Origin of the sequence: Corallococcus sp. CA041A (assembly GCF_003612075.1) — a bacterium.
Classification (GTDB): domain Bacteria; phylum Myxococcota; class Myxococcia; order Myxococcales; family Myxococcaceae; genus Corallococcus; species Corallococcus exiguus.
The window spans coordinates 18,064-42,836 of sequence record NZ_RAWF01000003.1; the positions used below are offsets into that span (position 1 = coordinate 18,064).

Consider the following 24,773-nt stretch of genomic DNA (forward strand, 5'->3'; position numbering starts at 1 on the left):
CTCAGCGGCAGGTCGCCGCGTCTTCGTTCCGGTCGATGTTCACGCCCCACGCCTCGCCCTGGAACACGCTCGCCGCGAGCGCGGTGGCCCGGCACGTGGGCAGCTTCGGGTTGTCCTCCACGAACAGGCTGCGCTCGACCCACAGGGGGAAGGCCGTCGCCGTGCCCAGCATGAGCGAGTCCAGCCGGGCGTTGGCGCTCACCGTCACGTCGCCGCCCACGAAGCGCAGGGCGGGCAGGGACAGCCGCCGGTGAGAAGGGCCAGCAGCGCCCCCCACGTCCCCCACATGCGTCGCATTCGATGCCCTCCCTGGTCGGGCCCCGACCTTGCTTCCCTGGCCACACGGAGCGAGCGGATCTTCCTGGCCGTTTCGCGTCGGGCCCGCCGCGTCCTACCGGAAGAAGCCCCGTGCGGACAAACCCCCGGGCCCGCCTGGCGCCCTGCCTCCCAGTGGGACGAGCGCGGGCGGCACGGGCTTCGGGAGGGAGGGTTACGCATGTGTAAGAGCGCGCCGGGTGCCGCGTTGGCCCGGGGAAAGGAGGCTTCCCCATGACGCATCACCATCCGCATCACCTTGTTCCGCCTTCACCCCGGTCGCCGCCCTCCGTGGGCGGGGAGGGGCCCGCCATCGACCCCGTGTGCGGCATGGAGGTGGACCCTCGCGCACCGAAGGGCGGGAGCTGGGAGCACGAGGGGCACACCTGGTTCTTCTGCGGCCCGAAGTGCCGCCAGCGCTTCCAGGAGGACCCCACGCGGTTCCTCCAGCCCCGGACGCCGCCACCGCCCGCCGCGCCGGGCGCCGTGTACGTGTGCCCCATGGATCCGGAGGTGCGGCAGGACGCGCCAGGGGCATGCCCGAAGTGCGGCATGGCGCTGGAGTCCGAAGCGCCGCCCGTCCTCCAGACGCGCGTCGAATACACCTGCCCGATGCACCCGGAGGTGGTGAGCGACGGGCCCGGCACCTGCCCGAAGTGCGGCATGGCGCTGGAGCCGCGCACGGTGACGGTGGAGGAGCCGCCGGATCCGGAGCTGCGTTCGATGACGCGAAGGTTCTGGGTGGGCCTGGTGCTGAGCGCGCCGCTGATGCTGCTGGGCATGTCGGACATGCTGCCGGTGCGGCACGGACTGTCGCCCTCGGCGCTCGTGTGGGCTCAGTTCGCGCTGGCGACGCCGGTGGTGCTGTGGGTGGGGGCGCCGTTCTTCCAGCGGGGTTGGGCGTCGGTGAAGAACCGGCACCTGAACATGTTCACGCTCATCGCGCTGGGAGCGGGCGCGGCGTACGCCTTCAGCGTGGGCGTCACGCTGTTTCCGCACCTGCTACCGGAAGGCGCGCGCACGGGACACGGCGGCAGCGTGCCCGTGTACTACGAGGCCGCGGCCATCATCCTCACGCTGGTGGCGCTGGGGCAGGTGTTGGAGTTGCGCGCCCGCCACGCGACGTCTGGTGCGCTGCGGGCCCTGTTGTCGTTGGCCCCCGCCACGGCGAGGCGCATCTCGGACGACGGCCACGAAGAGGACATGCCGCTGTCCCAGGTGCACGCCGGATGGCGCCTGCGCGTGCGCCCCGGTGAGAAGGTGCCGGTGGACGGCGAGGTGCTGGAGGGCGCGAGCGCGGTGGATGAATCGCTCGTCACCGGTGAGCCCGTGCCGGTGGAGAAGGGCCCGGGCGCGAAGGTGACGGGTGGCACGCTGAACGGCACGGGCACGCTCGTGATGCGCGCGGAGCGAGTGGGACAGGACACGCTCCTGTCGCGCATCGTCCAGCGCGTGGCCGAGGCGCAGCGCACGCGAGCTCCCATCCAGCGGCTGGCGGACCGGGTGGCCGGCATCTTCGTGCCCGCGGTCATCGCGGTGGCGGTGGTGACGGCGGTGGTCTGGGGCGTGTGGGGTCCGGAGCCGAGGCTCGCGCACGCGCTGGTGAACGCGGTGGCGGTGCTCATCATCGCCTGCCCGTGCGCGCTGGGCCTGGCCACACCCATGTCCGTGATGGTGGGAACGGGGCAGGGCGCGCGTATGGGCGTGCTCATCCGCGACGCGGCGGCGCTGGAGCGGATGGCGGCGGTGGACACGCTGGTGGTGGACAAGACGGGCACGCTCACGGAGGGCAAGCCGCGGCTCGTGACGGTGGAGCCAGCGCCGGGCGTGGACGCCTCCGAGCTGCTGCGCCAGGCCGCGAGCCTGGAGCGAGGCAGCGAACACCCGCTGGCCGCCGCCGTGGTCTCGGGCGCGAGGGAGCGAGGCGTGTCCCCCGGTGGCGTGGAGGACTTCCAGTCCGTGCCAGGGCAGGGCGTCCGGGGCCGCGTGGGAGGACGCGAGGTCGCGCTGGGCAACGCGGCGTTGATGCGGAGCCTGGGCGTGGAGGTGGAGGCGCTGACGGAGCGCGCGGAGGCGCTGCGCCAGGAGGGCCAGACGGTGGTGTTGGTGTCGATGGACGGCCGCGCGGCGGGGCTGCTGGGCGTGGAGGACCCGCTGAAACCGTCCACGCCGGAGGCCCTGGCGAGGCTGAGGGAGGAAGGCCTGCGCGTGGTGATGCTCACCGGAGACAGCCCGACGACGGCGCACGCGGTGGCGCGCAGGCTGGGCATCACGGAGGTGATTGCCGGCGTGCAGCCGGACGCGAAGGGCGACGCGGTGAAGACATTGCAAGCCCAGGGGCGCGTGGTGGCGATGGCGGGCGACGGCGTGAACGACGCACCGGCGCTGGCGCGAGCGGACGTGGGCATCGCCATGGGGACGGGCACGGACATCGCGATGGAGAGCGCGGGCGTGACGCTGGTGAAGGGCGACCTGCGAGGCATCGCTCGGGCGCGTGGGTTGAGCCAGGCCGTGCTGCGCAACATCCGGCAGAACCTCTTCTTCGCCTTCGTCTACAACCTGCTGGGAGTGCCGCTGGCGGCGGGCGTGCTGTACCCCGTCTTCGGGTTGCTCCTGAGCCCGCTGTTCGCGAGCGCGGCGATGAGCCTCTCGTCGGTGTCCGTCATCGGCAACGCCCTGCGGTTGCGGCGGCTGAAGCTCTAGTCCGGAAGCAACCGGCCAGTCGGGCACGCGCGGCGGGATGGTGGCGTCCCCGCGCGTGCCCACCGTGAGGCCCGAAAGGACCCCCACCATGGCGAATGCCGAAGTGATGCGAGGCGACGACGCGATTCGGGAGTGCATCGACAACTGCACGGCCTGTCGCCGCGTCTGCCTGGAGACCCTGGCGGACTGTCTGAAGCGGGGAGGCAGGCTCGCCGAGCCTGGGCCCCTCCGGCTGCTGATGGACTGCGCGGACATCTGCGAGACGAGCGCGCGCTTCATGCTGCGCGGTTCGGACCTGCATTCGCGCACATGCTTCGCCTGCGCGGAGGTGTGCGCCGCCTGCGCGACCGCCTGCGAGGAGATGGGCGACGAGGGGATGATGGAGGCCTGCGCGGACGCGTGCCGCCGCTGCGAAGAGTCCTGCCGGAGGATGAGCGGCGGGGTGATGCCCCAGCCCCTCAACCCGGAGGCCGCCCAACGCTTCGCCGACCTGCCCGCCTGAAGGGGGCGTGCACGGAGGCCCGGGCCCATTAGACTGGGCGCATGACCGCCCGCGAGGAGGGGCGCACCCCAGGTGCGTCCCCCAGTCACATCTCCGTCGTCCGGCTTCCGCACTCCTGGTTCATCCTCTGCACGTCGCGCGAGCTGGGGGACAAGCCGCTCGCGCGCACGCTGCAAGGCACGCCCCTGGTGCTCTTCCGGGGCGAGGGCGGAAAGCCCGGCGCCCTGATGGACCGCTGTCCGCACCGCAACGTGCCGCTGTCACTGGGGCGCGTGCAGAACGGGCAGCTGGAGTGCGGCTACCACGGGTGGCGCTTCGACACCGGTGGCCAGTGCCGGCTCATCCCCGGCCTGGTGGGCGAGCCCGAGGCCCGCTCCCGCTGCGCCGCTTCCTACCCGACGCGCGAGCAGGACGGCTTCGTCTGGGTCTACTCCACGCCCGGCGTGGAGCCCACGTCGGAGCCCTTCCGCTTCCCGCTGCTGGACGCGGCGGACTACACCACCGTGCGCCGGGTGCTGCGCGCGCCGGGGTCGCTGCACGCGGTGCTGGAGAACACGCTGGACGTGCCGCACACGGCATTCCTCCACGGTGGCCTGTTCCGCACCGCGGAGAAGAAGAACGAAATCGACGTGGTGGTGCGCAGGAGCGCGGACCGCGTGGAGGCGGAGTACCTGGGCGAGCCCGCGCCCAAGGGGCTCGTGGGGCGGCTGCTCGCGCCGGGCGGTGGGGTGGTGCAGCACTTCGACCGCTTCCTGATGCCGTCCATCGCGCAGGTGGAGTACCGCATCGGGGAGAAGAGCCACATCCTGGTCAACTCCGCCATGACGCCGGTGGATGACTGGGACACGCTCGTGTACGCGGTGGTGACGGTGAAGCTGCCCGTGCCGCGCTGGCTGCTCAAGGCCGCGGTGCCCTTCGTGCTGCCGGTGGGCCTGCACATCTTCGGGCAGGATGCGCGCATCCTGGAGCGGCAGACGGACTCCATCCGCCGCTTCGGCACGGAGGCCTACGCCTCCACGGAGATTGACGTCCTGGGGCCCAGCATCCTGCGCCTGATGCGCGCCCAGGAGCGCGAGCGCGCTTCTCCGCCTCCGGACACGGTGCACGAGACGCGCGTGCGCATGCGCACGTAGGGGCCTTCAGCCGGCCTTGGGCGCGGCCCGGGGCTGCACGAGCTCCGTGGAGAAGTAGCGCTCCATGCGGTCCGGGAACACCGTCACCACCTGGGCCTGCGGGCCCAGCTGCTTCGCCGCCTCCACCGCCGCCGCGTAGTTGAGGCCGGAGGACGGGCCCACCGGGAAGCCCCGGCGGATGAGCGCCCGCGCGGTGCGCATGGCCAGGTCGTCCGAGATATCCAGCTCCACCCGGCCCGGCATGTCCGCCTCGCGGTACAGCTTCGACAGGCCGTCCACCACGCCCGGCACGCGCGCGCTGAAGCTACAACACTCGATGTCGCAGCCCAGCCCCGCGATGGGCCTCGCCACGAAGGGCGTCACCGGACAGCCCGCTTCCGCGAACGCCTGGAACAGGCCCACGATGGTGCCGCCCGTGCCCACGCCGCTCACCACGCCGTGCACCAGCCCGCCCGGCACCTGCGCCAGGATTTCCTGCCCCGTCCACACGCGGTGCGCCTCCGCGTTGTCCGGGTTCTCGAACTGGCGGGGCGCGTAGCCGCCGCGCTCCTTCGCCAGCGCTTCCGCCCGCGCGATGGCTCCCCGGATGCCTTCCGAGCGCGGCACCAGCTCCACCTCGCCGCCGTAGGCGCGGATGGCGATGAGCCGCTCCTCCGTCACGCCCTCCGGCATCACCGCCGTGAAGCGGCAGCCCATCTGCGCGCTCGCCAACGCCATGGCGATGCTGGTGGAGCCGCTGGACGCCTCCACCACGTCGCCGCCCGGGCTCAGGTCCCCCAGACGCCACGCCTTCTCCAGCATGTACCGGGCGATGCGATCCTTCGTGGACCCGCTGGGATTGAGGAACTCCAACTTGCACCAGATGGTCGGACCTTCCGGGTCCAGCCGCACGGGCACGAGCGGCGTGGGCCCCACGGCCTGGAGGAAGCGACCATCAGCGGGAAGCGGGCGGCAGGGAGGGCGCATGGGTCATCCCTATCGCGAAACGCGCCAGCGGGGGAGCCACCCTGTCGTCCAGCGAGCGGCGGCGGACGCCCGTTCCCCTGGCTGTTCCGTCGGAGAAGACATTTTCCCACGTGCAACACTTGGCGCATCCAGGGGCAGCCATTACGAAGAAGGGCCACGGTTTCATCCGCCTGCATGCCTTCCTCGCCCACCATCCTCAACGTCAACGACGACCTGGCCAGCCGTTACGTCACGTCTCGCGTGCTGTCCCTTTCGGGTTTCCAGGTCCTGGAGGCGGGCACGGGCGTCGAGACGCTGGCGCTCGCGGACGAGCACACCGACCTGGTCATCCTGGACGTCCGCCTGCCGGACATGAGCGGCCTGGAGGTGTGCCGGCGCCTGAAGGCCTCCCCGCGCACTCGCAGCGCGCTGGTGCTGCACCTGTCCGCGCAGGCGGTGGGCGCCGCGGACCGGGCGCAGGGGCTGGAGCACGGCGCGGACGCGTACCTGGTGGCGCCGGTGGATCCAGAGGAGCTGGTGGCCCAGGTGCACGCGCTCCTGCGCCTGCGCCGCGCCGAGCGCGAGGTGCGCGTCCTCTCCGACCAGGTGCAGCAGCAGCGCCGTCTCCTGGAGCTGGCCATGGCCGCGGCGGCGGACCCCATCGCGCTCTATGACGGAGACGGGACGCTCATCTACGCCAACCAGGCGGTGGCCGCGTCGCGTGGCTCGCACCACGTGCACGTGCCGGGCAGGAGCATGGACGCGCTTCGCGTGATGGACCCGCAGCTGGAGCCCTACGCGAAGGCGCTGGACGCGGCGCGGCGCACGGGCCAGGTGCAGCGCGGCCGCGTCAGCCTGTCCTCGGACCAGGGCCCGCGGCACTTCGAGTACACGATGTCCCCGGCCACCGGACCCACGGGCGCGGTGGAGGCCGTCATCGCCACCGGGCAGGACGTCACGGAGATGCGCAACGCGGAGGACTTCCGCGAGCAGTTCATCGGCATCCTGGGCCACGACCTGCGCAACCCGCTCAACGCGCTGTCCATGTCCGCGCAGCAGCTCCAGCGCCAGGGAGAGCTGTCCGACCGCCAGCGCGTCTTCACCGAGCGCATCCTCACCAGCGCCGTGCGCATGGATCGGATGATCCGCCAGCTGCTGGACTTCGCGCGGGCGCGGCTGGGCGCGGGGCTGCCGGTGGTGCGCTCGCGGTGCGACCTGTTCGACGTGGTGCGCGGCGCGGTGGAGGAAGTGCGCGCCAGCCAGCCCCAGCGCGAGGTGATGCTGGACGTGCAGGGTGACGGGCGCGGCGCGTGGGACGCGGACCGGCTGGAGCAGGTGGTGGGCAACCTGGTGTCCAACGCGCTCAAGTTCAGCCCGCCGGACTCACCCGTGCGCGTGAGCGCGGAGGGCCTGGACGGCGAGGCCGTGCTGCGGGTGCACAACCTGGGCGCGCCCATTCCGGCGGAGCAGGTGCCGCACCTCTTCGCCGCGTGGCGCCGCGCCGGCCGCAGCGACCGGGAGCGCGGCGCGGCCGGAGGGCTGGGCCTGGGGCTCTACATCGCCGGCCAGATTGTCCACTCCCACGGCGGCACCGTGAAGGTGACCTCCACCGAGGCCCAGGGGACGACCTTCACGGTGCGTCTGCCGCGAGGCTGAAAATCCTACGGGTTTGACGACTCGTGGACGGATGCATTGCGGCCACCCTTCCGGATGCGCAGGCGCGCCCCCACCCTGGGGGCATGGTCCCATCCGAAAAGCAAATCTTCGCCCAGAGCGTGGAAGCCCTCTTCGTGCGTGCGTTGGGGCCGTACCTGACGCGTGACGGGCGCCAGAAGCTGAAGGCCGCGGGCCTGAACCTGTCCGAGCCGCTGCGCCCCCACTACTCGCTGGAGCAGTGGCGCGTCTTCCTGGACGTGGCCGCGCGGGACGTCTTCCCCGGCCAGTCCCTGGAGTCGGCCTACCTGGAGCTGGGCGCCCGCTACCTGAAGGGCTTCCAGCAGACGTCCGTGGGGCGGGCGAGCATGCAGCTGGTCACGCACCTGGGGCCGCAGAAGACGCTGGAGCGCGTGCCGTACAACCTGCGCGCGGGCAACAACTTCAACGAGGTGCGGGTGGAGGAGCTGTCCAAGCAGGACGCCACCCTGTGGGTGAAGGACGTGCTGGCGGACAACCCCTTCTTCGCCTGCGGCTTCCTGGCGGAGACGCTGCGCGCGTCGGGCGCGGGCTCACCCGAGGTGAAGCCCATCGCCTTCGACGGGACGGCGGCGACGTACCGGCTGACGTGGTCGCAGGCGAAGTCGCAGCGGCCCGCGGGCACGCTCGCGCCGGTGCGCCGGCTCTACGGGTAGCGCACGGGCGCCGGCGGATCATCCGGAGGCAGGGGGATGAACTCCGTCTCCGTGGGCACGGCGGCGAAGCGGCCTTCCTTCCAGTCCGCCTTGGCGGCCTCCAGGCGCTCCTTGGAGGACGACACGAAGTTCCAGAAGAGGTAGCGCGGGCCGTCCATGGGCTCGCCGCCCAGGAGCATCATCCGCGCGGAGGACTCCGCCTTGAGGATGATTTCGCTGCCCGGCTTGAACACGAGCAGTTCGCCGGGCTGGAAGCGCGTGCCCTCCACCTCCACGGTGCCCTCGACGAGGTAGAGGCCTCGCTCCTCGTATTCGGCGGAGAGCTTCAAGCGGGAGCCCGCCTCCATCTTCGCGTCCGCGTAGAAGAGGTCGGAGTGGGCGCGCACGGGGGACTTGCCGCCATGCACCTGGCCCGCGATGACGGTCAGGTGGATGCCCTCGCCGTCGATGATGGGGAGCGTGTCCGCGGGGTGGTGGACGAAGGCGGGGGCGACCTCTTCATGCTGCTTGGGGAGGGCGATCCACGCCTGGATGCCGAAGAGGCGGCCACCGGCGGAGCGGGTTTCGGGGCCGGTGCGCTCGGAGTGGGCGATGCCCTGGCCGGCGGTCATCCAGTTCACGGCGCCGGGGCGGATGGGCTGCACGAAGCCCAGCGAGTCACGGTGGAGGATTTCGCCCTCGAAGAGATAGGTGACGGTGGACAGGCCGATGTGCGGATGGGGGCGCACGTCCAGGCCGCGGCCGGGGTCGAAGTCCGCGGGGCCCATCTGGTCCAGGAAGATGAAGGGGCCGACCATGCGGCGGCGCGCGGAGGGCAGGGCGCGGCGCACGTGGAAGCCATCGCCCAGGTCGCGCACGCGCGGGACGATGAGCGTCTCCAGGGAGGGCGGGGGCTCACGGCCCTGCAGGTCTTCTTCCCAGCTCATGGTGTCTCTCCTTTTCGAGGGGGCACAGTGTGCCTGGGTTCCCGTCCCGCGCGGCCACTTTCTCCTGGACGTTCCGCGCTCGGACGCTTCACTCGGACCGGGGTGGGGAGGCACCGTTGGACGCCGTGCTTTCTCCGTGTTGGATCCGCGTTTAGCCTGGGCCTCACAATGTCCCCTGGGTTCCTCGGGCTTGCCGTCGCGACCGTACTGGCGCTGACACCCCTGACGCTCCGGGCGTGGCGCCGCGCATGGGCCCGGCGTCGCTGGCGGGCACTGGGCCCCATCCTGGAGCTGTCACCGTTCCCGTCGTCCACGCGCGTGCTGCTGGCGGGGCGCTACCGGGGCCATCCGGTGGAGGTGTCCCTGTTGCGCACGGGAGCCTCACGGCTTCGTCTCACGCTGGGGGTGAAGCTGCCTCAGGACTTCGCGCTGCTCCCCCAGGGGTGGGGGCTGCGTTGGCGCGGGGCCTCGAAGGAACGGGACATCCAGGTGGGCCAGCCCGCGCTGGATGCGGCGTTCCTCATCCGGGGCGCGAATCCAGCGGCGGTCATCCGCCTGTTGGGCGAACCCGTCGTCCGCGATGCGCTGCGCCAGCTCCAGGCTCGCGGTGCTCCGTTCCAGCTCCAGGGGCAGGAGCTCATCGCCTCCCCAAGGGGCTCGCTCTCCGAAGAGTCCATCCGGGAGCTCCTGCGGGACCTCGCGGGGGTCGCTTCCGCGCTCCAGTCCACGGCGGAGAACCACCGCGCGCTGGCGGCGTCGGCGCGGGAAGCGGTCCAGGACAGCTCGCCCGCCACGGGGACGGTGCTGACTGTGTCCGCCCGGAGGGACTTGGACTTCCAGCGGTTCGTCAGGATCCGCGAGGAGTTCAGCAGGCGGTTGGCGCTGCACAACACCGTGGTGTTCGCGGGCGGTGTCGTGGGGCTGCTGGGCGGGGGCCTCTGGCTCTTCCTGCGGCGCGCGCCTCCTCCGGACGGGTGGGACCTGGCGGGGGTCCCCTTCGCGGCGGGCTTCATCTGCGCCAGCCTGACCTCCATGGTCAGCAGGTATTTCCACCTGCTGTGTCCGGGATGCGGGAACAACCTGCAGGACTTCGACAACACGGATTCGGACGGATCGCCCACCCTGTCGCTGGACCGCTGTCCGCACTGCGATGTCTGGCTGAGGTGAGCCGTGGCTCCAGCCTAGCGCTCCAGCAGTGCCTGCTCGCGCGCGTTCGACTGGAGCCAGGAGGAAGGGCGTTCCTGGAGCTCGGCGATGAAGGGCGGGCGCGAGTTCAGCTCCCAGCGCAACTGAAGCGTCGTCCACTGGCCGTCGGCCTGGAAGTCGTATTCCCAGTGCTCGAACGCGCGCTCCACGTCGTCGGAGAGCTCGGTCCCGTGATGGATGAGGTCCGGTGCTCCCACCCGTTGGAGGACTTCCCATGCCGACATCGTCTTCTCCAGGGTCGCTGCCCGCTCGCGCCGGTCCGGCAGGCACTCTGGGAGCGCGTACCGTTCATGCTTCGCGTCGAGGAAGGAATAGGCCGCGAAGCCCCGGGGCTGGACCCCCAGCCGCCGGAGGGACTGCTGGACGATGGGGCGGAAGGCCTGCTCCTCCAGGGACGCCTCGCGGAACACGGAGCTGCGCGAGACGCTGCTCCAATCCTCCACGGATTCCCACTGCTGGAGGAGTGGCAGGCACGCGTGGATGCGGTGTGCTCCCACCAGCACGACGGCGCCCACCACCCTGTCGAGGTGCTTCCGCAACTCGCTGGGGACTTCCTTCTGCGGAGCAGTGGATGACTTCGACAGGAGCGCTTGAACCTCCTGGAGTTGCTCCGTCAGCATCGCCAGCAGCGCGGACGCATCGCGCTGCTCCGCGGCATCCCATTCGCGAGCCCGGACATCCGCCTCCGGGAGGATGGCCGCGTGGGTGAGGTCGAGCACCAGCCGCTGCCCTCTGTGCGTCCGCCAGATGAAGAAGTCCGTCTCGGCGTCGCGGAAGAAGTAGGGCCACGCATGCTTCGACCAGAACAGCCCCGCGGTCGTGTACGTGGCGTGGTCGGCCTGCCACGCATTGCGTCCCACCTTCCCTTCCCTGGGACCGAGGATGTCCACCCGAAGCACGTCGCGTCCCGAGGGAGACACGGCGATGAGCTGAGGGCCGTGGGTCCGGAGGATGGACCAGCCCGTGTCCGAGACGAACAGTTGGTGCGGACTGCTCTCGTTCCATTTCTGCCACCGCTCCCAGACAAGGCGAGGCTCGGCGCTCCCGGGGATGTGTTCGAGCAACTGGAAGCGGAACTCGTTCTGGAACGCGGTGCGCCTGCCCCACCACCAGGAAGCCTTCCGCCCGCCGCGGCGGAGGATCGCCCCGTTGTGGGGCGAGCGGGCCGTCAGGGTGAAGCGCCCGCTGGGCGAGTGTGTCTCCAGGTCGGAGAAGAAGACTCGGGTCATCCGAACGAGGCTACCGCGCCACATTCCTTGGCACAGCCCCCCGTCTGGAGGGAGGCCTGGGCCCCGGGTGGGGGCACCCGGCGTCCGTGTCGTGCACGCCTGACAACGACGTCGCCGTCATCGACCTCAAGAGGTTGGAGGTCACGGGCCACATCGATGTCGGAGGAAGGCCGGACGGATTGGCCTGGGCGGTCCGGCGCTGAGCTCAGTGAACCGAACCCGTGCGGGATGCCGGCACGACACCGGCTTCGCGAAACGTCACGTCCGATGGGCCCAAGGCTTCGAGTGCCTCGACGAAGCGTTCGGTGACGAAGGTGTACGTGGTTCCGTTCGCGGGGCGGAAGAGGTCCACGTCGTGAGGGAGGGCATCTCCATCCAGCCAGGGTTCGGGCGAGATTCGCACCTCGTACCATCCGCAGGTCGGGCACCTGGGGCCGGTCAGGACCGCGTCCCGGTGCAGAAGCCCGCGCAAGGGAATCTCCAACTCGTACAGCACGACCCCGGCATCGAGTCCCTGTAGCTCCGCGCGCACGGGAGCGAGCCCCCGGATCCCCACGGCCTGGAGGTGTCGCAATGCTTCCTGCGTGACCAGCGCCTCCCACCCGTAGCGCGCGCTCAAAGGTCCGAAGGTTCCGTGTGCCGTGCCACGAAGCGGACCGAACTGCATGCCGGGTTCCGGGGACACTCCAGTTGGGAGGAACGGCTGCACGCGGGACGCGAGGCGCGCGTATTCCGCGTGGGGTTCGACACGCGGCTCCACCAGCAGGTCGCGTCCGGGTAACGAAGACAGATCGACGCTGGGAAGCGCGAACTGACCACTCCAGGTCTCATGGCAGGTGGGGCACTCCACCCCGGGCAGGCTCCAGACGTGCTCGGCGGACAGGCTGCCGTTCCAGTGTCTCGGAGTGGAAGGGGCCGGACGTTGGAGTTGGTAGAAGCGCATCTGTCCTTCCAGAACGTCAGCGGGCCTTCTTGCGCGCGAGCTCCAGCAGCCGGGGCAGAGGCTTCGCTGGCTTCTCCAACGCATCCACGAGCCGATCGAAATCACTGTCAGGCAGCACCACGCGGACTTCCTCGCGTTCGTTCCAGATGGAGGGTGAGTCGTCCTCTGCAAGCATCGGATGTTTTGGGTCCATGACTGTGACGGAGCGGCTCTGACGGGGGGGTGTCCGGCGACGACACGAAGCCTGCCCGCCTGATTACCCTGCGTCCTGCTGGGAGACGAATCCTCCGAGGGTTCAGGGGGATACGCGGTCCCTCCGACATCCCCTGCCCTGGATGCCGAAGTCGGCACCCCCCGTCCGTTGACGACGCGCTGTACCTGTGTTCAGGCTGGCCCTCTGGGAGCCCGCCATGTCCCCTCAAATCGCCCTCGCCTTCACGTCGGAGTTCGCGGCCCATCCGGCGCTCGCCGCCTTCCACCCGGTGGTGCGGCGCTGGTTCGCCTCACGCCTGGGTGAACCCACCCGTCCGCAGGTTGAAGGCTGGCCGCTCATCCAGGCCGGCCACGACGTGCTCATCGCCGCGCCCACGGGCAGCGGCAAGACGCTCACGGCGTTCCTCGCGGCGCTGGACTCGCTGTTTCGCATGGCGCTCGACAGCACGCTGCCCGACCACACGCGCGTCCTTTACGTGTCGCCCTTGAAGGCCCTGGGCAACGACGTGCAGAAGAACCTCCTCCAGCCGCTGGAGGAGCTGATGACCCTGGCGCGCGAGGAGGGCTACGAACCGCAGCAGTTGCGCGTGCAGGTGCGCACCGGCGACACGCCCGCGGGCGAGCGCGCCCAGATGGTGCGCCGCCCGCCGCACATCCTCATCACCACGCCCGAGTCCCTCTACCTCTACCTCACCGCCGAGCGCGCCCGCGCCACCCTGCGCCACGTGCGCACGGTCATCGTGGACGAAATCCACGCGCTCGCTCGTGACAAGCGCGGCAGCCACTTCGCGCTGTCCATGGAGCGCCTCAAGGCCCTCACCGACGTGCGCCCCCAGCTGTTGGGCCTGTCCGCCACGCAGAAGCCGCTGGACGCCATCTCCGGCTTCCTCACCGGCGCGTCCCTCACCGAGTGCAAGCGCGTGGAGGTGGGCCACCAGCGCCCGTGGGACCTGAAGGTGGAGATCCCGGACGCGGAGCTGTCCTCCATCGCGAGCCACGAGATGTGGGGACAGGTCTATGACCGGCTGATCCAACTCTCCAGCGAGCACCGCACCACGCTCATCTTCGTCAACACGCGCAAGATGTCCGAGCGCGTGGCGCACGACCTGGGCGAACGCCTGGGCCAGGCGTTGGTGGCCGCGCACCACGGCAGCATGTCCCGCGAGATGCGCCTGTCCGCGGAAGAGCGCCTCAAGGCCGGGCAGCTGCGCGTGATGGTGGCCACCGCGTCACTGGAGCTGGGCATTGACGTGGGCAACGTGGACCTGGTCGTGCAGCTGGGCACCACCAAGGCCATCTCCGTGCTGCTCCAGCGCGTGGGCCGCGCGGGCCACCACAAGGCGGGCATCTCCAAGGGCATCCTCTTCGCGATGACGCGCGATGAGTTGGTGGAATGCGTCGCGCTCCTCAACGCCGTGCGCGAAGGCGACCTGGACGCGGTCCGCATCCCCAAGAAGCCGCTGGACGTGCTGGCACAACAGATCGTCGCCGCGTGCGCGTGCGAGGAATGGGACGAGCGCGCCCTCTTCAGCATCTTCCAGCGCGCGTACCCGTACCAGGACCTCACCTGGGAGGAGTACCAGCAGGTGCTGGAGATGCTGTCGGAAGGCGTCTCCGAACGCCGGGGCCGGGGCAGCATCCACCTGCACCGGGACCGGGTGAACCAGCGGCTCAAGGGGCGCCGGGGCGTGCGCATCACCGCGCTCACCAACGGCGGCGCCATCCCGGACACGTTCAACTTCAGCGTCACCGCGCAGCCGGAAGGCAAGGTGGTGGGCACGCTGGACGAGGACTTCGCGGTGGAGTCCTCGCCGGGAGACATCTTCCTGTTGGGCAGCACCGCGTGGCGCATCCAGCGCGTCATGGGCAGCACGGTGATGGTGGAGGACGCGAAGGGCGCGCCGCCCAACGTGCCCTTCTGGCGCGGCGAGGCCCCGGGCCGCACGGACGAGCTGAGCCTCCAGGTGGGCCGGCTGCGCGAAGAGCTGCTGCGCCACGACGACCCTGCGGGCTTCCTGGAGAAGCTCTTGCGCGTGCCGCCGCCCGCGGTGGATGCGCTGCTGGGCTACCTGCGGCTGGGCAAGAAGATGCTGGGGGACGTGGTGCCCAGCCACACGCAGATCGTCGCCGAGCGCTTCTTCGACGAGGCGGGTGGCATGCAGCTGATCATCCACGCGCCGTTCGGCAGCCGCATCAACCGCGCGTGGGGCATGGCGCTGCGCAAGCGCTTCTGCCGCTCGTTCGACTTCGAGTTGCAGGCGGCGGCCACGGAGGACGGCATCCTCCTGAGCCTGGGGGAACAGCACTCGTTCCCGCTGGCGGACATCTTCGACTTCCTGCGCCCGGACAACGTGGAGGAGGTGCTGGTGCAGGCCATCCTCCAGGCGCCGATTTTTGGCACGCGCTTCCGGTGGGTGGCGTCGCGAGCGTTGACGCTGCACCGGATGATGGGCGGCAAGCGCGTGGCGCCGAACCTCCAGCGCGCGCGCAGCGAGGACCTGCTGGCGGCGGTGTTCCCCGCGCAGGTGGGCTGCCAGGACAACCACGGCGGCGGGGACGTGGAGCTGCCGGACCATCCGCTGGTGAAGCAGGCGATGGACGACTGTCTGCGCGAGGCGATGGACATCGACGGGCTGCGCGAGGTGCTCCGGCGCATGAAGGACGGGAGCATCCAGCTGGTCGCGCGAGACGTCCCGGAGCCGAGCGTCTTCGCGCACGCGCTCATCAACAGCCAGCCCTACACCTTCCTGGACGACGCGCCGGCCGAGGAGCGCCGCGTGCGCAACGTGGCCCTGCGCCGCGCGATGCCCGCGGAGGACGCAGCGGCGTTCGGGGCGCTGGACGCGAACGCCATCCGGCAGGTGGTGGAGGACGCCGCGCAGCCGATGCGCGACGAGGACGAACTGCACGACGCGCTGTTGCAGCTGGTGCTGGTGCGAGCGTCGGAGGTGCCGCGAGGCCTGGAGACAGGGCTCTTCAAGCAGGGGCGCGTGGCCTGGCTGGAGCGGCAGGGCGGGCGGTTCCTGGTGTCGGCGGAGCGGGGCAACGCGGTGCGAGCGCTCTTCCCGGACGCGCAGACGCAGCCGGTGTTGCCGGTGCTGGAGTACGACCGGCCGGTGGAGCGCGACGCGGCGGTGCTCCAGGTGGTGCGTGGGCGGATGGAGTTGGTGGGGCCCACGACGGTGACGGAGCTGGCGCGGCTGACGCTGTTGGATCCGGATGACATCAACCTGGCGCTGCACAACCTGGAGAGTCAGGGCAGCGTGCTGCGAGGCCAGTTCCGCGCGCAGGACGACGTGCCGGTGCCTCGGGACGCGGACGGAAGCCCGGTGCTGGAGTGGTGCGACCGGCGCCTGCTCCAGCGCATCCACCGGCTGACGGTGGGGCGGCTGCGCCGTGAGATTGAACCGCTGAGCCCGCAGGACTTCATGCGCTTCCTCTTCCGGTGGCACCACCTGGAGGACATGGACGCGCTGCGAGGCTCCACGGGATTGCTCAAGGCGGTGCGGCTGCTGCAGGGGTACGAAGCGCCGGCCTCCGCGTGGGAGCGCTTCCTGTTGCCCGCGCGCATGCGGGGCTACACGCCGGACCTGATGGAGCGCGCGTGCTACGCGGGCGAGGTGGCGTGGGGGCGGGTGACGCTGAAGGATCCGCCGAAGCCCGCGGGCCCGCGCCGGGGCGCGCCGGTGGAGGCGCCAGAGCCGGTGGTGGCGAAGCGGTCTTCCCCGACGCGCAACGCGCCGCTGACGTTCACGGTGCGCGAGGACCTGGAGTGGATGCTCGCGGCGGCGCGTCCGCACGCGGTGCTGGCGGACGGAGGCGTGTGGACGCCGCCGGACCTGAGCGCGGCGGCGAAGGACGTGGTGGGCGTGCTGGAGCGGCGGGGTGCGTGCTTCTTCCAGGACCTGGTGACACGGGCGCGGCGGCTGCCGGCGGAGGTGGAGGACGCGCTGTGGGAGCTGGTGGCGAAGGGGCTCGTGACGGCGGACGCGGTGCAGAACCTGCGCATCCTGCAGAGCCCGGCGCACCGCAAGCGGCAGAAGCTGCTCAACCGGGGCGGTCCGGGCCGCTGGAGCCTGCTGGCGCCAGCGGAGCCGAAGTCGCAGGAGGAGGTGACGGAGTCGCTGGCGAAGCTGTTCCTCCAGCGCTACGGCATCGTCTGGCGCGACCTGGTGATGCGCGAGTCGCTGGCGCCCACGTGGCGCGACCTGCTGTTCGTCTACCGGCGCATGGAAGCGCGAGGCGAGCTGCGCGGTGGGCGCTTCGTGTCGGGCTTCGTGGGTGAGCAGTTCGCGCTGCCAGAAGCGGTGGACATGGCGCGAGCAGTGCGGCGCGCGCCTCCGTCCGGCGTGCGCATCCAGCTGTCCGGAGTGGATCCGCTGAACCTCACGGGCGTGGTGACACCGGGCCCGCGCGTGGCCGCGCTGCCGAACAACGTCGTCACCTACGTGGATGGGATTCCGCAGGGCGTGGACGCGGTGGAGGACGCGTCTGAGAACGAGGAGGCGGAAGCCGATGGAACGCTCGCGCAGGTGAACTGACTCTACTTCAGAACAGGGCCAGATTCGAAAAGCGTGGACGTTTCCAAGCAGGAGGCCGAATTTGTTGAGAAAGTCGGTCGTGTACGCTCTTTGTAGTCCGCTGTTGATGGTTGTGATGATGAGCGCCTGTACGCAGGAGGGCGCTGTGGAGCAGTTGCGATTGCAGTCAGAGTTGGAGCGTGCCGTTCTGGCTGATCAAATGGCGCTGGTGAATGAAGAAAGGAAGGGCGATCAAGGCTTTCAAACCTTTTTGAAGAGGCATGGTGAGGATGCGGCGCCTCTTTTTGAGAAGCTTGTCGCGGATGCTGCGAAGTCGGGGGATGGTGGTAACCCGTCTTTGATTGAGGCTGCCGTGGATGGATTGGTGCTCCTGAGGAAGGGATATTCTCGGGAGTTGCTCAAGGGGCTGGCCTCTAGTGACAAGGTTGGTTTTGAGCTTTCGAGGTCCGCCCTGGATGCACTGATCGAGGTTTCGCCGAGCAATGAGAGGGTAGGAATTCTCGTTGAACGCTTGCGGCAGAGACAGGATCCGAAGGATCAGTTCTCGACTGTTGATGATTTGATCAAGCTGGCATCCTCCGAGGCGGTTCCCTATCTGAAGGACATCCGGCCTGGGATATCAGACGCCAAAACCGCGAGGCATGTTGATAAGGCAATTGCTTTGTTGGGGGAGCCCGGTGTTTGCAGGGTGTATAGCGAGAAGTTCAGGGAGGTAACCGGTAGGTGGGGGTGCGTCTATAGGTGCGCAGGCGCGATTCGGTCCCGGGAGCGGGTTATGGAATCGGGTTGTCCCAGTACCATTCCAAATCAGGATGAGTGACTCGTAAGAGCCACCCCTCTAAACATCCTGCTTGACGTAGTCGACAGTGCCGGCAGCGAGGACGCGTGACGTCGCGACCTGCCGGCGCACCTCACTGCCTGGCGCGTAGCCATTCTGCCTCCTTGGCTTCGGTCCGCGAGGATGCTTGAGAAGCGTCATCGGGTCGACGTGCCCTGTCATTTCCACCAGCGTCCGGGCCAGTTGCGCCGATGTCTGGCTTTCGTAGGGCACCCAGACTTCCTCCGGGAGGGCGGCCTTCATTCCGCCGTAGTACTCGCGCAGTTCGGCCGCGATGTAGAAAGGGGAGATGGGTTTCTCCCGGCACACCGGATGCGCGGTCCGCACCGCCGCCTGCAGAAGAGCCAACACGTCGTAGGCTACCAGTGCGACGCAGAATCCAAGCAGGGCGCCCCGGAGTGAGCCAAGGCTTCGCACCTCGCTCTCAAGGACAGACTCCAGGCGGCCAAAAAGGCATTCAATCCGCCAGCGCGTACGGTACAGCCGGGCGAGGGTGGTGGCTGCCTTGCGGCCCGCTGGGACGTTCGTCAGCAGCCGGATGACGGTTTCGCCGTCCTCGGTCCGAGTGTCGAGCTCAATCTCGATTCGCCGCAACCGCAGCACGCCACTGGCTCCGTCTGGAATGGACACCGACTGCTCGAATACCGTGCCCGTCTCGATTCGCCCCACCTTGCGTCGCGGGCGCCCCTCGGTCGGCGAGGGATTGCGAGCATGCTCCCGCACCAGCAGGAAGGCGTCGCGCGCGGCGAAGGCCTGCAGAATCGAGCGCGTGCTGAAACCCCGGTCCGCCACCCAGAGGTGGCCTGGCTCGACTTGCGGCAGCAGATGCTTCAGCAGCGAGCGCTCATGGTCATGCGCGTCCTCCCAGGGCAGCACGTCGGCCACCAGGTCCAGGTCCGGGTCGTAAAGCACGAGGGACTGGGCCCGGCGTCGCGGCGCCCCGGAGGCCGCGCAACGCCGCGAGGCGCTTGTCCCTCGCCGGCAAATCGTTGCCGTCCACGATGCGGACAGCCATCCCTTCGCAAACCGCGTCCCCCGAGCCCATCGCGCAACGCACCGGAGCCAGCCGAGCGTACGCGCCACGCATCAGCGCCCTGAGGACCGCCGGCTCGGTCCGGTTCACCTTCTTGTAGAGCGCTTGCACCGAGACGGGCAGGCGATGCCGCTGCGCCGCCGCATGCAGCGAGGGGAGCATGCCCAGCACCACCAAGCTCATGCGGTCGACGACATCGGAGAACAGCAACTCGCGCTCATACTGTCGGCACCGGTGCTCATGAAACGCCGCATCGACCCACGCCGCGTCACAGACGCGCTCCAGCACCACCCGGGCCATGACGGTGAGTGGACTCTGGGTAAGGAAGTGCTCCACGATGGCTTCGAACATGACGGTTGAACCCCCAGCTCAACAGTGGCCAAGGGGCTATCGTCCGCACAGGGGCCAGGGTGTGCCGATTGAGCAGTCCCTTGCAGCGCACACCTGCTTGCCAGCCAGCATGCCTTCCTCCCCTCGCAACCAGCAGATGCCGAAGATGTTTAGAGGGGTGGCTCTCAGGGCCTTGATGTGTGCGGACTTGATTCAAAGCGGAAGCAGAGTCTCCCGTCAGACTGGGGTTGGTCCCAAGGACAATGATCCTGCGACCCTCTTGGTGACCTCTTCCTCGAAGATTGCAATCAAGCAGGAGTCGGGGCCTCAAGTCGATACCTCGGTGAGCATCGAGCCACTGACCATCAAGTCTATTCGGTCAGATGGGTTCCCCCCGAGGGTGATCAACCCGGCGCTGCTGTGCCACGGCGATTCACAGATATCGACTTTTGAGGTGGAAGGAGCAGATGGCTTCGAGTCTCAGCTCGTCTGGAGTTTCGATGACACGAGCAACCTTCCGCCAATCGATAGGCATGATTCTCAATTCGTGGGTGGGAATCGTGGTGTTCGAGTGCAGGTCTCTGCTCCAACGAAGGGACATCTCGTAGCAATGACGGTTTCTTTGCCTGGATATGAGAATGTCTCGGATGCAGCTAGGCTGCGGGTCGACATTCCCGCCATTGCCATTCAGACCGTCAAGGTAAATCCGCGTGTCGTGGCGACGGATGAGAGTGATTCAAGTACACATGCGATAGACCCATCCAAGATTCCGGCAGATGTTGCGATGGCCTCTAGGATTTGGATGCAGGCGTGTATCAAGATTGAGATGGTTCCGGCCGGAGTCGAAGTGATTGAGAGGGAACCGTTGATTGCCAATGATGAATTTGTCTTCCAGGGGAAGCAGGCAAATTGGCCGGCGGCGTGTCGGCAGGTGTATACGTATTGTGGTATTGTAGGGGATTATGACCGGAGTCCTGTTCGTGATTATATTGAAGTTTATTATCGACGCAGGGCAATGAATATTCGGAATCAGCTTGGCATGACTACCCCGATGGGGGTGCTCCTCTTGGTTGGGGCAAACAGGAGCAGGGATGGCAGTGCGCAAGAACCTGAAGTGCCGGATGAAGTCCGTGGTCAGGTCTTGGCTCACGAGATTGGCCACCACTTTGGGTTGAGCGGCAACACTCCTCAGGCGCAGATTGATTCGATCGTGGTTGCTCCGAAATATGACAGGGGACATGCCCAAGTGCGGGAGTCTTTGATGTACGATGTGCGAGACAGAGCGGCCCCAGGTCCTTATGATGTGTCGCTGTTTGAGTTTAATTTCGTAGACCGTTGGAAGGGGGTGGGGTTTGTTTCGAAATATCAGTAGGATTGTTTTTGCTGCCCTGGCTCTTTTGGTTGTTTCATGCTTGGAGGGGCGCGTACGGCGTGAGTTTGAGGTGATGGTTGAGAAGGAAGGAATGCGAAGCCATGAGCCAGTCCTGAGCCCTGGGCAGCCTGATCCCGTTGAAGAATTCATTGGGAGGAACCCTGGTGAGGCTTATGACGTTTGTGTAGATGCGTTGAAGAAGAACCTGCGTCCCGCCAGGGATGAAGAGTATCGTGCGGCTGACATGGCGCTTCGCTGTGTTTCTGCGAGTGGCAACCAAAAGGCCTTGGCCTTCCTTGAGTGGGTGGCCTTTGAAGCGACGGCGGATTCTTTTATCGCAGGTCAGGCTGTGTATTTCATAGGGACGCTGGCTCCCGGGAAGATGGTCTGGGCGCTTGTGAGGCGATTGGAAATGGAGAGTTATCCTGGGGCACGGTCACGGTTGGTGCACGATCTCCTGTTGAGCCAGGATCCTGTCGCTGCTGAATCGCTGGACGATGCCGTAAAGAGAGAGACCGATGAGGCGGTTCGCAGGCAGATGATTCGAAGCGCCTATTTGCTACGTCATTCTGAGCAGTGTGTGCGTTATGGCGTGAAGAAAAAGGTGGACGGTGAAATGCCTGTTTGTGAATACATGTGTGTTGGTCGTAGTGTGTCGGAGAGGAGCACGTCTGGATCATGTCCTGAGTACATCCTGGCGCCGCCGGTGAGTGGAAAATGATATTGGATTGAAGGCCTGTTGTGGTTGTTGCTCAGGAGAGCGAAGGAATCGCGTAGATGTGAGTGGCATTGTTATGGGTTTGAGCTGCCCCCGGCGTTGGACGCGGTCACACGCGGTTTGATGTTGTATCCGCCTTGGCCCGCGCATCCGCATCCCTACAGCTGGGAGTTCTCCCGCGAGGACATGGGTGCGAACCACGAGCTGGATTGGTCGCCGTGGGGCTCCGCCCGCTTCGTGGACAAGTCCGGACGGATCTGGGAGCGCGAGTTGCTCCTCTTCTAGGGGCCTCGGAATGGGTCGCGTCGGCGCTGGGAGGTGGAAGGTGGATCCCCATCGGGGATGCTTCCGGAACAGCGGGGGACTTCAGCCTTGGCTTGTTCGAGTGACGGTCCTGGTTGCCGTCGCCTTGCCCGAGAGGACTCAGGATGAAGAGGCTCCGCTCCTCCGACACCCATGTCCTTCAATCGGGAGAAGACCTGTTCTTCGTGTGGTTCTCTCTGCAACCGGCGCGCTGTGGCTTGAACGAGCCCATCCTGGATGGAGGCGTCATCTACGCGATCGACGGGCAGGGCCGCATCCTGGACAGGAGGTAGCAGCCAGGACGCGGAAGTCGATGGGCCGCTCGCGCAGGTGAACTGACCTGCGCAGGACAGAGGTCCGTCGCGGCTTGAAGGCGGTTGGGGGGCAGGGGTGGAGTGACTCCCATGAACCCCAGCGTCCGGCACGGAAGCCCCGGTTCTCATGCCGGGGCTTTCTTCGTCCTCACGGTGATGATGGCTACTGCTTGTGGACACACCCAACGTCCCGAGCGGAAGACCTATGTCGTCTCCGAGGATGCGCGAGGCGTCGGAACGGCGGAAGGGCCTGGCACGGGCGGCTCTGGGGCGGAGGCCTACTGTGCGGAGGTCCAGAAGCAGTGCTTCCAGACGTGCTGGAGACGGAAGCCCCCTGTCACCAGCATCCCGAAGCATTCAGCGACGCACCATGAGTACTGCACGAAGACATGCCGTGAGGAGTTCATGAAGTGCGTCGAGGAGCAGGAGGCACTGGAACGTATGGATGTCAGGCGGGACTTGCGATTTCCCAACATGCCTGCAGCGCTGGAATGGCTGAGGGAGCACAAGTCCGAAGTGGCCTTGGGAGCCGTTGTCATTGTCGCAGGCGTCGCGTTCACGCTCGTGGTGGTACCCGCGGGTCTACTTGTATTGAGCCCTATCTGAGCGAAAGGGGGATGCCGTGAGTGAGGTCCCAGAAATCGATGTACGAGGCATCCTTGAGGTCCTTGATGCCGCGAGCCAACACCACACACGGGGAACTCGAGATTGGAACGCCTTCGAAGCGGCGGCGTTCTGCCTGCTTTATGTTCAGCATCTCGGGAAGCTGAAGGAGTTCGCGCACTACTATCGGGAACGTCTCGATCCCGATTTCAAGATCAAGGTTGAACGGGACTTCGCAACACGGGCCGAAGCAGAGTCTTGGCTCAAAAGCGGGGATGCTGAAGATGGCGTGCAGCTTCGCATCGACGGCAAAGGCTTCCTGGTGGTCCGACTCCCAGGGCGGCTCACCCTGATGAACAACCCACTGCCAGAAGAACTCGGCACTGACGACTCCGAGGACTGACCCACGTTGGACAGGAGGTAGCGACCAGGCTCCCGCCCTGGTGGTTGCTGCTGAAATGTTGTGCGCTGGGTCTGGATAATCGAAATTTAGACTTAATTCGCTGAATTTTAGCCTCCATCGGCTTGAAACTAGCCCGGACAGAACCCACAATGCATCGCGTCAGCTCTCTGGAGAGGTGCGGCGATGCAGAAGTGGATGGCGATGGTCCTGCTGGTGGCGGTGGCGGTGGCGGGACTGCTGGTGGCCCCGGCGGCGCAGGTGAAGCAGGGCGGCCCCATCAACCCGGCGGACACCGCGTGGCTGCTCACCGCCACGGCGCTGGTGCTGCTGATGACTCCCGGCCTGTCGTTCTTCTACGGCGGCATGGTGCGGCTGAAGAACGTGGTCTCCACCCTGATGCAGAGCTTCATCGCCATGGCCGTCATCAGCTTGCTGTGGGTCGTGGTGGGCTTCAGCCTTTGCTTCGGCGACAGCTTCCACGGTCTCATCGGTGATCCGCGCACCTTCTTCATGTTCAGCGGCGTGGGCGGCGAGACGCATCCGGACCTTGCGCCCACCGTGCCGCTGCTCCTCTTCGCGCTCTTCCAGCTCAAGTTCGCCATCATCACCCCGGCGCTCATCACCGGCGCGTTCGCGGAGCGCGTGCGCTTCAAGGCGTACCTGCTCTTCATGGTGCTCTTCAGCGTCTTCATCTACGCGCCGCTCGCCCACTGGACGTGGCACCCGGAGGGCTTCCTGCGCCAGTGGGGCGTGCTCGACTTCGCCGGTGGCACCGTGGTGCACATGTCCGCGGGCCTCGCCGCGCTCGCGGGCGCCATCGTGCTGGGCCGCCGCCAGGTGCACCTGACGCACGCCACGCATGCTCCCGCCAATGTGCCCTTCGTGATGCTCGGCACGGGCATGCTGTGGTTCGGCTGGTTCGGCTTCAACGCGGGCTCCGCGCTGTCCGCGTCGTCCCTGGCAACGCTCGCCTTCGCCACCACCAACACGGCCTCCGCCGCCGCGATGCTCGGGTGGATCGCCTTCGACTGGCTGCGTGGCCGCAAGCCCAGCGCCATGGGCGCCTGCGTGGGCGCGGTGGTGGGCCTGGTCGCCGTCACCCCCGCCGCGGGCTTCATCACCGTGGGGCAGAGCATCCTGGTGGGCCTGGTCGCCAGCCTCGTCAGCAACGCCGCCGTCCACTTCAAGAGCCGCACCGCGCTGGATGACACGCTCGACGTGTTCCCCTGCCACGGCCTGGGCGGCATCGTGGGCATGGTGCTCACCGGCGTGCTCGCCAAGGACGTGGGCCTCATCTACGGCACCACGCGCACCTTCCTCATGCACCTGCTGGCGCTGGTCGTCGTCTCCGTCTTCTCCTTCGTGGGTTCCTACATCCTGTACAAGATCGTCGACCGCATCGTCCCGCTGCGCGTCACCCGCGAGCAGGAGGAGGAGGGCCTCGACCTGAGCCAGCACGGAGAGACCGTGGGCGAGGTCCCCACCGCGGCGCTCGCCGTCCCTACGCCGCCTGCGCCCGCCGCGAGCGCGTCCACCGCCCCGGAGCACGCCGCTCCGTCGGAGCCCGTGCCCGCGTAGCGTTCTTCCCCACCGACGCCGGTGCACACGGGGCCCCTCGCTTCACGCGGGTGGGCCCCGTGATGCTTTGGGCCTCCAATCGTGCGGACCCCGCGAGGCCGTGAGCCTGTCGGGTGGCGTCCTCGCGGATCATTCGCGCGGGCAGCGCCCTGTCCGGGGCCTGACTGCGACCTGCCATGCACCGGACGTCCGTTCATGCATGGGCACCTACGGCGTTGAGACAAGGCCCGTCATCGAATGACGGGGCTGGCTTCGCCGTGGGGGAGCGCATGTCGAG

At 67.9% G+C, this 24,773-nt stretch carries 20 protein-coding genes and 1 pseudogene; 14 read left to right on the top strand and 7 right to left on the bottom strand.

Going from position 1 to position 24,773, the window contains the following annotated elements; genetic code table 11:
* Position 1 precedes the first annotated feature (1 nt).
* Positions 2-277 (bottom strand): hypothetical protein, encoded by a 276-nt coding sequence (locus D7V77_RS00970; protein WP_126934583.1) that lies wholly within the window; start codon positions 275-277, stop codon positions 2-4.
* A 272-nt stretch (positions 278-549) separates the two neighbouring features.
* Between D7V77_RS00970 and D7V77_RS00975 the strand changes: the two genes are divergently transcribed.
* The 3 genes from D7V77_RS00975 (at position 550) to D7V77_RS00985 (ending at position 4,653) form a co-directional block, all read left to right on the top strand.
* Positions 550-3,018, top strand: coding sequence for a heavy metal translocating P-type ATPase (locus D7V77_RS00975; RefSeq protein WP_120574381.1), 2,469 nt, complete (start codon positions 550-552; stop codon positions 3,016-3,018).
* 88 nt (positions 3,019-3,106) lie between these two features.
* The gene (locus tag D7V77_RS00980) at positions 3,107-3,520 is read left to right on the top strand and encodes a four-helix bundle copper-binding protein (RefSeq protein WP_120574427.1); all 414 of its coding nucleotides are present in this window, start codon (positions 3,107-3,109) and stop codon (positions 3,518-3,520) included.
* A gap of 41 nt (positions 3,521-3,561) precedes the next feature.
* A complete protein-coding gene (locus D7V77_RS00985; protein ID WP_120574382.1) occupies positions 3,562-4,653 on the top strand; it encodes an aromatic ring-hydroxylating dioxygenase subunit alpha in 1,092 nt (363 codons plus the stop codon).
* Positions 4,654-4,659: 6 nt separating this feature from the next.
* On the opposite strand, the gene D7V77_RS00990 is transcribed toward D7V77_RS00985, so the two are convergent.
* Positions 4,660-5,619 (bottom strand): PLP-dependent cysteine synthase family protein, encoded by a 960-nt coding sequence (locus D7V77_RS00990; RefSeq protein ID WP_120574383.1) that lies wholly within the window; start codon positions 5,617-5,619, stop codon positions 4,660-4,662.
* 174 nt (positions 5,620-5,793) lie between these two features.
* On the opposite strand from D7V77_RS00990, the gene D7V77_RS00995 reads away from it, so the two are divergent.
* Both D7V77_RS00995 and D7V77_RS01000 read left to right on the top strand, forming a co-directional pair.
* Positions 5,794-7,254, top strand: coding sequence for an ATP-binding protein (locus D7V77_RS00995; RefSeq protein WP_120574384.1), 1,461 nt, complete (start codon positions 5,794-5,796; stop codon positions 7,252-7,254).
* Between the two features lie 83 nt (positions 7,255-7,337).
* A complete protein-coding gene (locus tag D7V77_RS01000; RefSeq protein ID WP_120574385.1) occupies positions 7,338-7,946 on the top strand; it encodes a DUF2378 family protein in 609 nt (202 codons plus the stop codon).
* On the opposite strand, the gene D7V77_RS01005 is transcribed toward D7V77_RS01000, so the two are convergent.
* A complete protein-coding gene (locus D7V77_RS01005; RefSeq protein ID WP_120574386.1) occupies positions 7,937-8,872 on the bottom strand; it encodes a pirin family protein in 936 nt (311 codons plus the stop codon). The two genes, D7V77_RS01000 and D7V77_RS01005, sit on opposite strands and share 10 nt — an antisense overlap.
* Before the next feature lie 168 nt (positions 8,873-9,040).
* On the opposite strand from D7V77_RS01005, the gene D7V77_RS01010 reads away from it, so the two are divergent.
* Positions 9,041-10,039, top strand: coding sequence for a zf-TFIIB domain-containing protein (locus D7V77_RS01010; RefSeq protein ID WP_147451942.1), 999 nt, complete (start codon positions 9,041-9,043; stop codon positions 10,037-10,039).
* A 14-nt stretch (positions 10,040-10,053) separates the two neighbouring features.
* Here the strand turns inward: D7V77_RS01010 and D7V77_RS01015 are convergent, their stop codons facing one another.
* The 3 genes from D7V77_RS01015 to D7V77_RS01030 all read right to left on the bottom strand — a co-directional run bounded on the left by D7V77_RS01015 (position 10,054) and on the right by D7V77_RS01030 (position 12,425).
* Positions 10,054-11,307: a hypothetical protein gene (locus D7V77_RS01015; protein WP_147451943.1), complete on the bottom strand. Its 1,254-nt coding sequence runs from the start codon at positions 11,305-11,307 to the stop codon at positions 10,054-10,056.
* Positions 11,308-11,512: 205 nt separating this feature from the next.
* The gene (locus tag D7V77_RS01025; protein WP_158624250.1) at positions 11,513-12,250 is read right to left on the bottom strand and encodes a double-CXXCG motif protein; all 738 of its coding nucleotides are present in this window, start codon (positions 12,248-12,250) and stop codon (positions 11,513-11,515) included.
* Between the two features lie 16 nt (positions 12,251-12,266).
* The gene (locus tag D7V77_RS01030; RefSeq protein ID WP_158624251.1) at positions 12,267-12,425 is read right to left on the bottom strand and encodes a DUF1778 domain-containing protein; all 159 of its coding nucleotides are present in this window, start codon (positions 12,423-12,425) and stop codon (positions 12,267-12,269) included.
* 235 nt (positions 12,426-12,660) lie between these two features.
* Here D7V77_RS01030 and D7V77_RS01035 point away from each other — a divergent pair, with 235 nt between their 5' ends.
* Positions 12,661-17,004 carry a DEAD/DEAH box helicase gene (locus D7V77_RS01035; protein ID WP_199733716.1) on the top strand — a complete coding sequence of 1,448 codons (4,344 nt, stop codon included), beginning with the start codon at positions 12,661-12,663 and terminating at the stop codon, positions 17,002-17,004.
* Positions 17,005-17,068: 64 nt separating this feature from the next.
* Complete coding sequence (locus D7V77_RS43120) at positions 17,069-17,824, top strand: hypothetical protein (RefSeq protein WP_147451944.1); 756 nt, start codon at positions 17,069-17,071, stop codon at positions 17,822-17,824.
* A gap of 18 nt (positions 17,825-17,842) precedes the next feature.
* Here the strand turns inward: D7V77_RS43120 and D7V77_RS01040 are convergent.
* A pseudogene (locus D7V77_RS01040) lies at positions 17,843-19,175 on the bottom strand (IS4 family transposase).
* 310 nt (positions 19,176-19,485) lie between these two features.
* On the opposite strand from D7V77_RS01040, the gene D7V77_RS43125 reads away from it, so the two are divergent.
* The 6 genes from D7V77_RS43125 to D7V77_RS01055 all read left to right on the top strand — a co-directional run bounded on the left by D7V77_RS43125 (position 19,486) and on the right by D7V77_RS01055 (position 24,496).
* Positions 19,486-20,577: a metallopeptidase family protein gene (locus D7V77_RS43125; protein WP_147451945.1), complete on the top strand. Its 1,092-nt coding sequence runs from the start codon at positions 19,486-19,488 to the stop codon at positions 20,575-20,577.
* Between the two features lie 73 nt (positions 20,578-20,650).
* Positions 20,651-21,298 (top strand): hypothetical protein, encoded by a 648-nt coding sequence (locus D7V77_RS43130; RefSeq protein ID WP_147451946.1) that lies wholly within the window; start codon positions 20,651-20,653, stop codon positions 21,296-21,298.
* 425 nt (positions 21,299-21,723) lie between these two features.
* Positions 21,724-21,891, top strand: a complete 168-nt coding sequence (locus tag D7V77_RS43540) for a hypothetical protein (RefSeq protein ID WP_158624253.1) — start codon at positions 21,724-21,726, stop codon at positions 21,889-21,891.
* 111 nt (positions 21,892-22,002) lie between these two features.
* Complete coding sequence (locus tag D7V77_RS01045) at positions 22,003-22,518, top strand: hypothetical protein (RefSeq protein WP_120574392.1); 516 nt, start codon at positions 22,003-22,005, stop codon at positions 22,516-22,518.
* Between the two features lie 16 nt (positions 22,519-22,534).
* A complete protein-coding gene (locus D7V77_RS01050; protein ID WP_120574393.1) occupies positions 22,535-22,918 on the top strand; it encodes a hypothetical protein in 384 nt (127 codons plus the stop codon).
* Between the two features lie 183 nt (positions 22,919-23,101).
* On the top strand, positions 23,102-24,496 hold the full coding sequence (locus tag D7V77_RS01055) for an ammonium transporter (RefSeq protein WP_120574394.1): 1,395 nt from the start codon (positions 23,102-23,104) through the stop codon (positions 24,494-24,496).
* The last annotated feature ends 277 nt before the right edge of the window (positions 24,497-24,773 follow it).